The organism is Microbacterium sp. NPDC056057, assembly GCF_042266945.1.
GTDB lineage: Bacteria > Actinomycetota > Actinomycetes > Actinomycetales > Microbacteriaceae > Microbacterium > Microbacterium trichothecenolyticum_C.
Genome location: NZ_JBHJWS010000003.1, coordinates 712703 through 724786, shown reverse-complemented (window position 1 = coordinate 724786; position 12084 = coordinate 712703). Strand labels below are relative to the sequence as shown.

Annotated in this window: 12 protein-coding genes; 9 read left to right on the top strand and 3 right to left on the bottom strand. The window is 69.9% G+C overall.

All coding sequences use genetic code 11. From position 1 onward, the window contains the following. Window positions 1-106 precede the first annotated feature (106 nt). Window positions 107-1048 (top strand): heme o synthase, encoded by a 942-nt coding sequence (locus tag ACFC1K_RS15345; protein ID WP_375872255.1) that lies wholly within the window; start codon window positions 107-109, stop codon window positions 1046-1048. A gap of 62 nt (window positions 1049-1110) precedes the next feature. Here ACFC1K_RS15345 and ACFC1K_RS15340 read toward each other — a convergent pair whose 3' ends face one another. After that, window positions 1111-1530 (bottom strand): dinucleotide-utilizing enzyme, encoded by a 420-nt coding sequence (locus ACFC1K_RS15340; RefSeq protein ID WP_375872254.1) that lies wholly within the window; start codon window positions 1528-1530, stop codon window positions 1111-1113. Between the two features lie 93 nt (window positions 1531-1623). Continuing rightward, window positions 1624-2580: a heme A synthase gene (locus ACFC1K_RS15335; RefSeq protein ID WP_375872253.1), complete on the bottom strand. Its 957-nt coding sequence runs from the start codon at window positions 2578-2580 to the stop codon at window positions 1624-1626. A 258-nt stretch (window positions 2581-2838) separates the two neighbouring features. On the opposite strand from ACFC1K_RS15335, the gene sufB reads away from it, so the two are divergent. From sufB to ACFC1K_RS15295, 8 genes are all read left to right on the top strand, one after another. Then, entirely contained in the window at window positions 2839-4257 is a 1419-nt protein-coding gene (gene sufB, locus ACFC1K_RS15330) for a Fe-S cluster assembly protein SufB (protein WP_310290495.1), read from the top strand. Beyond that, complete coding sequence (gene sufD / locus ACFC1K_RS15325) at window positions 4258-5445, top strand: Fe-S cluster assembly protein SufD (protein ID WP_375872252.1); 1188 nt, start codon at window positions 4258-4260, stop codon at window positions 5443-5445. Then, window positions 5442-5771: a non-heme iron oxygenase ferredoxin subunit gene (locus ACFC1K_RS15320; RefSeq protein WP_045298814.1), complete on the top strand. Its 330-nt coding sequence runs from the start codon at window positions 5442-5444 to the stop codon at window positions 5769-5771. Before sufD ends, ACFC1K_RS15320 begins: the two co-directional genes overlap by 4 nt. 15 nt (window positions 5772-5786) lie before the next feature. Continuing rightward, on the top strand, window positions 5787-6581 hold the full coding sequence (gene sufC, locus ACFC1K_RS15315; RefSeq protein ID WP_310290501.1) for a Fe-S cluster assembly ATPase SufC: 795 nt from the start codon (window positions 5787-5789) through the stop codon (window positions 6579-6581). Between the two features lie 10 nt (window positions 6582-6591). Further along, window positions 6592-6921 carry a metal-sulfur cluster assembly factor gene (locus tag ACFC1K_RS15310; protein ID WP_045298811.1) on the top strand — a complete coding sequence of 110 codons (330 nt, stop codon included), beginning with the start codon at window positions 6592-6594 and terminating at the stop codon, window positions 6919-6921. Between the two features lie 61 nt (window positions 6922-6982). Further along, the gene (locus ACFC1K_RS15305) at window positions 6983-8581 is read left to right on the top strand and encodes a serine hydrolase (RefSeq protein ID WP_375872251.1); all 1599 of its coding nucleotides are present in this window, start codon (window positions 6983-6985) and stop codon (window positions 8579-8581) included. 43 nt (window positions 8582-8624) lie between these two features. Further along, on the top strand, window positions 8625-9785 hold the full coding sequence (locus ACFC1K_RS15300; RefSeq protein WP_375872250.1) for a MalY/PatB family protein: 1161 nt from the start codon (window positions 8625-8627) through the stop codon (window positions 9783-9785). Then, the gene (locus tag ACFC1K_RS15295) at window positions 9782-11158 is read left to right on the top strand and encodes an MFS transporter (RefSeq protein ID WP_310290506.1); all 1377 of its coding nucleotides are present in this window, start codon (window positions 9782-9784) and stop codon (window positions 11156-11158) included. The genes ACFC1K_RS15300 and ACFC1K_RS15295 overlap by 4 nt, the downstream gene beginning before the upstream one ends. A 15-nt stretch (window positions 11159-11173) precedes the next feature. On the opposite strand, the gene ACFC1K_RS15290 is transcribed toward ACFC1K_RS15295, so the two are convergent. Next, a complete protein-coding gene (locus ACFC1K_RS15290) occupies window positions 11174-12082 on the bottom strand; it encodes a siderophore-interacting protein (RefSeq protein ID WP_375872249.1) in 909 nt (302 codons plus the stop codon). Window positions 12083-12084 lie beyond the last annotated feature (2 nt).

Here is a 12084-nt window from a genome sequence, read left to right as displayed (position 1 = left end):
GGCCGATGTGATCAGCCGGGCACCGCTGCACGCGCCCCGTGGGCCGGGCGCGACACGCCGATGCCCTAGACTTGGGGGGATTCTGCAGGCGGCGATTGCGGGGGCCATGGACAGCACGAGAACGGCCGTGACCGTGGCATCCGTCGACGGATCCAGCCGACCTCCGCAGACCTTCGGCCGCACCGTCCGCGCGTACATCGCGCTGATGAAGCCGCGCGTGCTCGAACTGCTGCTGGTGACGACCGTGCCGGTCATGATCCTCGCGCAGGGCGGCTTCCCGGATGTGTGGCTGGTCGTCGCGACCGTCATCGGCGGCACCGCGAGCGCCGGGTCGGCCGCCGCGTTCAACATGTACCTCGACCGCGACATCGACGCGCACATGCAGCGCACGGTGAACCGTCCGCTCGTCACCGGCGAGGTCTCGCCGCGCGGCGCACTGATCTTCGCGTGGTCGCTCGCGGCGTTCTCGACCGTGTGGCTGTGGCTCACCACGAACTGGCTGGCCGCGACCCTGTCGGCCGCCGCCATCTTCTTCTACGTCGTGATCTACACGATGATCCTCAAGCGCCGCACCGAGCAGAACATCGTGTGGGGCGGCATCGCGGGTTGCTTCCCGGTGCTGATCGGCTGGACCGCGGTGACGGGGTCGCTCGCGTGGCCGCCGGTCATCCTGTTCACCCTCGTCTTCCTGTGGACCCCGCCGCACTACTGGCCGTTGTCGATGAAGTACAAGGACCAGTACGAAGGGGTCGACGTGCCAATGCTCGGCGCGACGCGCGCGGGCTCGCAGGTGGGCCTGCAGGTCATCCTGTACGCGTGGGCCACTGTCGTGTGCTCCCTGCTGCTGATCCCCGTCGCCGACATGGGTCTCGTGTACACGGTGTCGTCGCTCGTCTTCGGCGGCTGGTTCATCTACGAGTCGCACGTGCTCTACAACCGCGCCGTGCGGGGCACCGAGCCGCGCCCGATGCGCGTCTTCCACGCCTCGATCACGTACCTCACGCTGCTCTTCGTCGCGATCGCCGTCGACCCGCTGCTCCCGTTCTGATCTGACACAGACGCGAAGAGGCCGCCCCGAACGGGGCGGCCTCTTGCGTTGTGCGGGGTGGATCAGCGTGCGGCGACGGATGCCTCGGCCTCGGCGTCGACCGGCTCAGCGGCCTCGGCGGGGGCGGCGTCGGTCTTCGCCTCGGCGGCCTGGGGCTCCTCGGCGGCGGTCTCGGCCTCAGAGTTCCAGTCGATGGGCTCGACGACCTCGACGGGGGCGTGCGGGCGGAGCGTCGAGACGGCGGCGACGCCGAGCGCGAGCAGGACGCCGATGACGCCGGCGCCGATGAGGATCGAGCCGAGCTGGGCGATCGACTGGCCGACATACACGTCGACGCCGGTCGCGCTGCCGTCGGTCAGGGTCGTCGTCATCGAGCCGAGCTTGTCGGTGGTGATGTACCAGCCGCCGGCGATCGTCGCCACGGAGACGACGACGAGGCCCCAGAACGGGATGCTGCGGGTGAGACGGGGACGGGTGGGCATGTGTCGATCACTCCTCGGGATGCGCGACCCGGGTGGTCGCGGCATCCCACAATCGCAAAGGAGTCCGTGCGACGCCAATCGGGTTGCTATGGATCAGCTGTGGACGGGCTCGGTCGCGGGCGCCTTCAGGTGCAGCACGACGGTCGTCATCGCGGCGGCGGCCAGGGCGGCGAGGACCATGTGGACGCCGACCGCGAGCTCGGGCAGTCCGTTGCGGGCCTGGTACAGCCCGACGGCGATCTGCACGAGTTCGACGCCGAGCAGGACCACGGTCCAGCGCAGCAGCGCCGGAGCGTCCGCGCGCGCCCGCCAGCCGGCGAACACGAGCGCGACGGTCAGGGCGAACAGCGCGTAGCCCGGCCACGCGTGGACGTGCTCCAGCAGTTCGGCGTTGAAGCCGTTGCGGCCTGCGTCGGCATCGCCGGAGTGGGGACCGGCGCCGGTGGTCAGCACGCCGAACGCGATGGTGAGCGCCATCGCGAGCGTCGTGACATGCGCCAGCATCGCGTGCCAGCGCGGAACGACGAGCGTGCGCGGCCCGGCGGGCTGCGACATCCGCACCAGGAACGCCGCGGTGACGCAGACCAGCGCGAGGGACGAGACGTAGTGGAAGCCGACGATGAACGGGTTGAGGCCCGTGAGCACGGTGATGCCGCCGACGATCGCCTGCGCGGCGACGCCGCCGAGCACGACGACGGCGAGCACATAGAGGTCGCGGCGCTCGTGACGCAGCTTCAGGACCAGCACGAGCACGATGGCGGCGATGATGCCGACCAGGCCCGTCATGGTGCGGTTGCCGAACTCGATCAGGCCGTGGATGCCCATCTCGTGCGTGGGCACCAGGGATTCGGGCGTGCAGGTCGGCCACGTGGGGCAGCCGAGGCCCGAGCCGGTGAGGCGCACGGCGCCGCCCGTGCCGATGATCGTGACCTCGGCGATGAACGACAGCCACGCGAAGACGCGGATCCGCTTGTCGACGCGGTCGGGGAGCCACTGCCAGAAGCGCTGCCAGATTCCGGGGGCGGTGGTCGTGGACTGGGGCGCGGACATGCGGGGGGTGCCTCCTGGCAGAGGCTCCACGTGCTGCGCGTGACAGACGGGGCGCGTCCGCGGCGGGGTGGAACCTGTAGAATCGAGGGGTCGGTTGCGCACGCACTTCACAGCGCCGCGCACCACTGACAGTCTAGGCGCGATGGTCGGCGCCGCTTGAGAGGGCCCGAGAAGCGGCATCCCCCCTCCGGTATCTCCACCGGAGAACACGGATGCCGGGACGGATGACACCGCCAGGGCCCGGAGGAGAACGTGACGATGTCTGATGTGCTGATCGATCGCCCTGAGCTGGACGGCCTGGGCGTCTACGAGTTCGGGTGGCATGATGCCGACGCCGCGGGAGCCGTGGCGAAGCGAGGCATCGATGAGGCCGTGGTGCGGGGCATCTCGGCGCTCAAGAGCGAGCCCGAATGGATGCTCAAGACGCGGTTGAAGGGCTATCAGCTGTTCGGCCGCAAGCCGATGCCCACGTGGGGCGCGGATCTCAGCGAGATCGACTTCGACAACATCAAGTACTTCGTGCGGTCGACGGAGAAGCAGGCCGGCTCCTGGGAGGAGCTGCCCGAAGACATCCGCAACACGTACGAGAAGCTCGGCATCCCCGAGGCGGAGCGTCAGCGCCTCGTCGCGGGCGTGGCCGCCCAGTACGAGTCCGAGGTCGTGTACCACCAGATCCGCGAGGACCTGGAGCAGCAGGGCGTCATCTTCATGGACACCGACACGGCCCTGCGCGAGCACCCCGAGTTCTTCGAGGAGTACTTCGGCACGGTGATCCCCGCCGGCGACAACAAGTTCGCGGCGCTGAACACGGCCGTGTGGTCGGGCGGATCGTTCGTCTACGTGCCGCCGGGCGTGCACGTCGAGATCCCGCTGCAGGCGTACTTCCGGATCAACACCGAGAACATGGGCCAGTTCGAGCGGACGCTCATCATCGCCGACGAGGGCTCGTACGTGCACTACATCGAGGGCTGCACGGCCCCGATCTACAAGAGCGACTCGCTGCACTCGGCGGTCGTCGAGATCATCGTGAAGAAGAACGCCCGCGTTCGTTACACGACGATCCAGAACTGGTCGAACAACGTCTACAACCTCGTCACCAAGCGCGCCGTGGCGCACGAGGGCGCGACGATGGAGTGGATCGACGGCAACATCGGCTCGAAGGTCACGATGAAGTACCCGTCGATCTTCCTCATGGGCGAGCACGCGAAGGGCGAGACCCTCTCGGTCGCCTTCGCAGGCCCCGGCCAGCACCAGGACGCCGGCGCGAAGATGATCCACATGGCGCCCTACACGCAGTCGTCGATCGTCTCGAAGTCGATCGCCCGCGGCGGAGGCCGTGCCGGCTACCGCGGCGAGGTCCGCGTCGACGCCAACGCGCACCACTCGGCCAACACCGTGCGCTGCGATGCGCTCCTGGTCGACACGATCTCGCGCTCCGACACGTACCCGGCGATCGACATCCGGGTCGACGACGTGCAGCTCGGCCACGAGGCCACGGTCTCCAAGGTCAGCGAGGAGCAGCTCTTCTACCTGATGAGCCGCGGCATGCCCGAAGACGAGGCCATGGCCATGATCGTGCGCGGCTTCATCGAGCCGATCGCGCGCGAGCTGCCCATGGAGTACGCGCTCGAACTCAACAAGCTCATCGAGATGGGCATGGAAGGATCCGTCGGCTAGATGAGCCCCACCACCGAGGCCCCCACCGTTCCCGGCGCGAAGGGCCACACCGATGGCGCCGGTGCCTTCGTGCCCGTGCAGACCCGCTCCGAGCGACCCTGGTCGTTCGACCCGACCGCCTTCGAGGCGCCCACGGGCCGCGAGGTCAACTGGAAGCACACGCCCGTCCAGCGCCTGCAGCGCCTCTTCACGGATGCCGCCGGCGACGCCGGCGCCGTGTCCGTGGCCGTGACCGGCCCGCTCGCGGCCGCCGGTCTCGCGCTCGGCGCCGCGCCGCGCGGCGAGGTCTTCCAGCCTGAGGACCTGTCCGCGGCCGTCGCCTGGAGCCGCTCCGCCGAAGCCCTGTACGTGTCGGTCCCCGCCGAGGCCGAGCTCGACGAGCCGGTGGTCATCGAGGCCACGGGTGCGGGCGCCGAGCTCCTCGCCCACGGGCACATCGTGATCGAGGCATCCCGTCACAGCCGCGCCACCGTCGTGCTGCGCCACGCCGGGAGCGCCCAGTTCGCCCAGAACGTCGAGATCATCGTGCGCGAAGGCGCCCATCTCGAGCTGGTCACCGTGCAGCGCTGGGACGACGACGCCGTGCACGTGTCGTCGCACCAGGCCCGCGTCGAGCGCGACGCGACCCTCCGCCACGTCGTCGTCAGCTTCGGCGGCGGCATCGTGCGCGTGAACCCGAGCGTCGAGCTCGCGGGCACCGGGTCGCGCGCCGAGCTCTACGGCCTCAGCTACTCCGACTCGGGGCAGCACCTCGAGAGCCAGGTGTACCTGCACCACAAGGGCGCGGAGACGTCGGGCGACGTGCTGTACAAGAGCGCCCTGCAGGGCGCCGCAGCGCGCACGGTGTGGATCGGCGACGTCCTCATCGGGCCGGACGCCGTCGGCACCGACTCGTACGAGGCCAACCGCAACCTCGTCCTCACCGAAGGCGCGCGCGCCGAGTCGATCCCGAACCTCGAGATCGAGACGGGCGACATCCGCGGTGCCGGCCACGCCAGCGCGACCGGACGCTTCGACGACGAGCAGCTGTTCTACCTGCAGGCCCGCGGGATCACCGAGGACGAGGCGCGACGCCTCGTCGTGCTCGGATTCCTCGCCGAGATCGTGCAGAAGATCGGTGTCGAAGACCTCGAGGCGGAGCTGTTCGCCGCCATCGAGGAAGAACTCGCCAAGGAGGCCGGCCTGTGACCGCTCAGCGTGTGTGCGCCCTCAGCGACCTCGTCCAGGACGAAGCCACCCGGGTCGAGGTGGACGGCGTCGCGATCGCTGTCGTGCTCGACTCGAACGGCGAGGTCCACGCGATCGGCGACGTCTGCACCCACGGCGACATCTCGCTGTCGGAAGGATTCGTCGACGGCGAGTCGCTCGAATGCTGGGCCCACGGCTCGGCGTTCTCGCTGCGCACCGGCAAGCCCCTCAACCTCCCCGCGTACGAGCCGGTCCCGGTCTTCGCGGTCACCGTCGACGGCGATGACGTGCTCATCGACGCGACCGTCAAGCTCGAAGTGAACTGAAGAAGGTACTGAAGAATGTCTGTTCTCGAGATCCGCGACCTCCACGTGACGGTCGAGACGGATGCCGGCACCACGCCGATCCTCAACGGTCTGACGCTTACGATCCGCACGGGTGAGACCCACGCGATCATGGGCCCCAACGGCTCGGGCAAGTCGACGCTCGCCTACACGATCGCCGGACACCCCAAGTACAACGTGACGAGCGGCTCGATCACGCTCGACGGCGAGGACGTCCTCGCGATGTCGGTCGACGAGCGTGCCCGCGCGGGCCTGTTCCTCGCGATGCAGTACCCGGTGGAGATCCCCGGTGTCACCGTCACCAACTTCCTGCGCACCGCGAAGACCGCGATCGACGGCGAGGCGCCCTCGATCCGCACGTGGACGAAGGACGTCAAGGCGTCGATGAAGAACCTGCGCATGGACCCGAAGTTCGCGTCGCGCAACGTCAACGAGGGCTTCTCCGGCGGCGAGAAGAAGCGCCACGAGATCCTCCAGCTCGAGCTGCTCAAGCCGCAGATCGCCGTGCTCGACGAGACGGACTCCGGCCTCGACGTCGACGCGCTGAAGATCGTGTCGGAGGGCGTGAACCGCGCCAAGGCAGAGACCGACCTCGGTGTGCTGCTCATCACGCACTACACCCGCATCCTGCGCTACATCGCACCCGACTTCGTGCACGTCATGGTGAACGGGCGCATCGTCGAGGAGGGCGGCCCCGAGCTCGCCGACCGCCTCGAGGACGAGGGTTACGACCGCTTCCTGCCTGCGGGCGAAGTGGAGCCGGCCGAGGCCCCCGTCGGCAGCGAAGCGTAGGATCGACCTTATGACGGCGACGCTCACCCCTGAGAAGTACGACGAGGTGACCGAGGCTCTCAAGGACGTCATGGACCCCGAGCTCGGGATCAACGTCGTCGACCTCGGCCTCATCTACGATCTCGCGTGGGACGACGAGAACGACGCGCTGGTCATCCACATGACCCTCACGTCGGCCGGGTGCCCGCTCACCGACGTGCTCGAGGAGCAGACGGCCCAGGCCCTCGACGACATCGTCGAGCGGTTCCGCATCAACTGGGTGTGGATGCCGCCGTGGGGCCCCGAGCGCATCACCGACGACGGGCGCGACATGATGCGCGCGCTCGGCTTCGCGATCTGACGTCTCCCTCGCACGAACCAGGATGGTCGCGCCGCGCGCCTGAACCTGCCACACTCCCCACATGGAGGCGAACAGGTCGCTAAGGCTGAGCAGTATCGGGATTCTGCTGGTCGTGGGGCTGATCGCGACAGGCTGCACCTTCGCGCCGGCCGCGTCGCAGCCGACGCCGTCGTCCACGCCGCCGGAGGTGAACGCGGATCCGAGCGTGGATTCGCTCGCCTCGGTGACCGCAGAGCAGGTCGACGCCGCGGTGAAGGATCTCCCCGATGCCGTGCGTGACGCCATGGACCTGTCCGGCACACCGGGTGTCGGCGTGGGCGTGGTCTACGACGGCGAGGTCGTCTTCGCCGAAGGCTTCGGCGTGCGCGATGTCGATTCGGGTGACGCCGTGGATGCCGACACGGTGTTCGCGATGGCGTCGGTCTCGAAGTCGCTGGGGGCCACGGTCGTCGCCCGTGCGATCGACGAGGGCATCGTCACCTGGGACACACCCGTCGCCGCGAACCTCGAGGGCTTCACGCTCTCAGATCCCTATGCCGGCGAGAACGTGACGATCGCCGACATGTACGCGCACCGGTCGGGGCTGTACGAGCACGCCGGAGATGAGCTCGAAGAGATCGGGTACGACAGGGCCGAGGTGCTCGAGCGACTGCGCTTCGTGCCCCTCGAGCCGTTCCGGGCCGTCTATCACTACGGGAACTTCGACATCACAGCCGCCGGCGAATCGGTCGCGCGCGCGGCGGGGGAGGACTGGGCGGACCTCTCGGAGCGCCTCCTCTACGCGCCGCTCGGCATGACCTCCACGTCGTCGCGCTTCGCCGACCTGGAGTCGCGCGATAACCGCGCCCTCGGCCACATCCAGCAGGACGGCGAGTGGATCGTCAACCCCGAGCAGCGTCAGCCGGATGAGCAGTCACCGGCCGGCGGGGCGAGCTCGAGCATCGCCGACATGCTCACCTGGACGACGATGCTGCTCGCGGCAGGGGAGCAGGAGGGCGACGTCTTCATCGAGCAGTCATCGCTGCTTCCGGCGATGTCGCCGCAGATGATCATGGGCGCGCCCACCCAGTTCGGCGCGCGGGCGGGCGCGTACGGATACGGCTTCAACGTGTCGACGTCGGTGGGTGGCATGGTCGACGTCAATCACTCGGGCGCGTTCGCGATGGGGACCGGAACCATCGTGAAGGTGCTCCCGGCTGCGGGCCTCGGCATCGTGGTGCTGTCCAACGCCGCCGCGAACGGCGTCGCAGAGGGCGTGGCCTCGCGGTTCATGGACATCGCGCAGTTCGGCGAGGAGCGGCGCGACTGGGTGACGTTCTGGAACGGCGTCTTCGAGCGGTTCAACGCGCCGTTCGGCTCGCTCCTCGGCGAGGAGCCGCCGACGGATCCGGAGCCGGCTCGCGCGCTCGCGGAGTACGCGGGCTCCTACGCGAATGAGTACTTCGGCGCGGCCGAGGTGGCGGTCGAGGGCGACGACCTCGTGCTGAGGCTGGGACCGACCGGCGAGTGGCCGCTCGAGCACTGGTCGGGGGACGAGTTCGTCTTCCGCCCTTACAGCGAGAACGCGAACCCCGGAAGCATCTCGAAAGCGACCTTCACCGGCGACACCCTCGTCCTGGAGTACTTCGATCAGCACGACCTCGGCACCTTCACACGGTGACTCACTCGGGGGCGCAATCGCCCCGGCTCGGTAGGGTCGAGGGGTGAGCGTCACCCCCCTTCGAGCCCTGCCCATCGACGAGCTGCGTCAGCGCACGAGCACGAAGTGGCGCAAGTACGGGGAGGACGTCCTGCCGTTCTTCGTCGCCGAGACGGACTACGCCCTGGCGCCGGCGATCACCGAGGTGCTGACGCGGGCCGTGCAGCTCGGCGACACCGGCTACACCCCGCCGGAGCCCGGCGTGCGCGAGGCGTTCGTGGGCTTCGCCGCGCGCCGCTGGGGCTGGAGCGTCGAACCATCCCACGTCTTCTGGACGGGCGACGTGATGATGGGCGTCGTCGAGATCCTCCGCCGGGTGATCGAGCCGGGCGACCGTGTGGTCGTGATGCCGCCCGTGTACCCGCCGTTCTATGACACCGTGGAGGAGGCCGGCGGCGTCGTCGAGCGCGTACCGCTCGTCGAGGGAGACGACGGATGGGAGATCGACCTCCTCGGCGTCGAGGCCGCGCTGGCCGGCGGCGCGCGGACAGTGCTGCTGTGCAACCCGCACAACCCCACCGGCACCGTGCACACGCGCGAGACGCTGGCGGCGCTGGCCGACATCGCGGAAGGGTTCGGAGCGACCGTCATCAGTGACGAGATCCACGGCCCCCTGACCTACGCCCAGAAGCCGTTCACCCCGTTCCTCTCGGCGTCCGACTCCGCGGGGCGCGTCGGCTACGCGGTGACCAGCGCGAGCAAGACGTTCAACCTCGCCGGCCTCAAGTGCGCCGTGATGGTGGCGGGTGGTGACCCTCAGGCCAAGGAGCTGCGTGCCCTGCCGTGGGAGGTAGAGTGGCGCACCGGTCTGTTCGGAGCGCTGTCGAACGTCGCCGCCTACTCGGCCGACAGCGACGAGTGGCTGGCGAGCCTGCTCGCGGCCCTCGACGCGAACCGGATGCTGCTGGCCGACCTCCTCGCCGAGCACCTGCCCGAGGCGCGCTACCTGCCTCCCGATGCCGGCTTCCTGGCGTGGGTCGACCTCTCCGCGTACGGCTGGGGCGAGAACCCGGCCGTCAAGGTGCTGCGTGATGCCAAGGTGGCGCTGCACCACGGGCCGCTGTTCGGCAGCGAAGGCAAGGGCTACGTCCGCATCAACTTCGGCTGCGACCCCGACCTGCTCCGCGAGGCGGTGGAGCGCGTCGGCGCCCTGGCGCGATCGTGACGGCTGAGCCGGAGTCCGCGCCCGCCACCGGGATCTGGCAGGGCCGATTCGTCTGGGTGACCGTCGGCGCCGTCGCGCTCATCTTCCTGGCGGCGATGCAGTCGCTCGCCGTCACCACGGTGATGCCGGTGGTGAGCGCCGATCTCGACGGCGAGCGCCTGTACGCGGTGGCGTTCGCCGGCACCTTGGCCACGAGCGTCATCGGCATGGTCGCGGTCGGCGCGTGGTGCGACCGCGGCGGCGTGCTCGCCCCGCTCAGCACCGCCGTCGCGCTGTTCGTCGTGGGCCTGCTCATCGCCGGATTCGCCTTCACGATGCCGGCGCTTGTCGCGGGCCGCCTGGTGCAGGGCCTCGGCACCGGCGGGCAGACCGTGGCCCTCTACGTGGTCGTCGCCCGCGTGTACCCGGGCGCCATGCACGGCCGGGTCTTCGCCGCGTTCTCGGCGGCGTGGGTCGTGCCGTCGCTCATCGGCCCGTTCCTCGCCGGGGCCGTGACGGAGTTCCTGCACTGGCGGTGGGTGTTCCTCGGCGTCGCGGCGCTGACCGTCGTGGCGTTCGCGATGGTCGTCGCCCGGCTGCACGGACTCCCGCTCGACACCGATGAGCCCTCGACGGCCCGCATCGCACCGCGCCTGGCCTGCGCGGTCGCGGTGGCGGTCGGGGCGCTCGGGCTCAGCCTGGCGGGTGAACTCGGAGCGTGGGCGTGGGCGGCGGTGGCAGCATCCGTCGTCGTCATCGGGCTGGCGTCGCGGCCGCTGCTGCCGCGCGGCACGCTCGTGGCCGCAAGAGGGCTGCCGAGCGTCGTGCTGATGCGCGGGCTCATCGCGGGTGCGCTGTTCGGCGCGGAGATCTACGTGCCGTACCTGCTGATCGACGGCTACGGGTTCTCGCCGACGTGGGCGGGCCTCGGGCTCACGGCTGCAGCGCTGGCGTGGGCGGTCGCCGCCGACGTGCAGGGCCGCTTCGGGGACCGCCTCGGCAACGCACGCATCACGCTCACCGGCACCGCACTGCTCGTGACGGCGCTGCTCGTCGCGGGGGCGACCGCGCTGTTCGGGCTGCACCCCGCGGTGCTCATCGCGGGATGGGGTCTGGCCGGCGGTGGCATGGGTCTCATGTACCCGCGTCTGACCGTGCTGACGCTGGCGTACTCGACGCCGCAGAATCAGGGCTTCAACTCGTCGGCGCTGTCGATCTCCGACGCCGTCGGCTCGGCGTCCTCGATCGCGGTCATGGGCCTCGTCTTCACCGCGCTCGTGGGGACGGATGCGGGCTTCCCCGCGGTGTTCGGCATCGCCGTGGTGCTCGCGCTCGGCGCGCTGATCCCGGGCCTCAGGCTCGGGCACGCGCACGAGGCGACGCGACGCGCCTGAGCCTGCGGAAGCGCGTCAATTCTCCGCTCGGCCGAGGCGCCAGTAGCCCATGAACGCGACCGCGCGGCGGTCGACGCCGCGCTCGGTGACGAGGTGGCGGCGCAGGGCCTTGATCGCGCCGGCCTCGCCGGCGAGCCACGCATAGAGGCGCGCGCTCTTCAGCGCCGCCCCGCCCTTGGCGGTGCGCGGCACCTCCCACAGGATGTCGGTGTCGATGTCGACCTCCTCGACGTCCGCGCCGGCGCCCGCGGGCACCAGGCGGGCCGCGGCATCGGTCACCGACTCCACGAGGTGCGCGTGACGCTCGCCGTCCGCGCGCGCGCCGATGCGGTACTCGAAACCGGGATGCCGCGGGAAGTACGCGGCGTCGTCGGCGTGCGGCAGCTCGACCGCCACCACTCCGCTCGCGTCGCGGGGGAGCTGCTCGAGGATCGCGGCGATCGCGGGCGCGGCTGTCTCGTCGCCGGCGAGCAGGATCGAGTCGACGCGGGCCGGGGGCACGAAGTCGATGCCGAAGCTCACACCGCTGTGGGCGGTGGTCGGCGCGAAGATGAGCACCTCGTCGCCCACCTGCGCGCGATCGATCCAGTCGGAGGCGGGGCCGATCACGTCGTGCGAGACCATGTCGACGTCCACCTCGCTGAGGTGGTTGCGCACGTAGCGCGTCGTATAGGTGCGGAACGGCAGGCGCTGCTCCTCGGGCAGCTCGCGCCACTGCGTGTACCAGTCGTCGCCGAGCGGCATCGCGTCGAGGCCGAGCGTGCGCGTCGGGAAGACGATCTTGATGCGCTGGTCGAGCCCCGGGTCGCCGTAGTCGGCGAGGTCGTCGCCGCCGAAGGTGAAGCGGCGGAAGCTGGGCGTCACATCGGCGATGGCCGTCACACGCGCACGGAAGAAGCGGGAGGGGACGTCGGTGTCGGTCATCG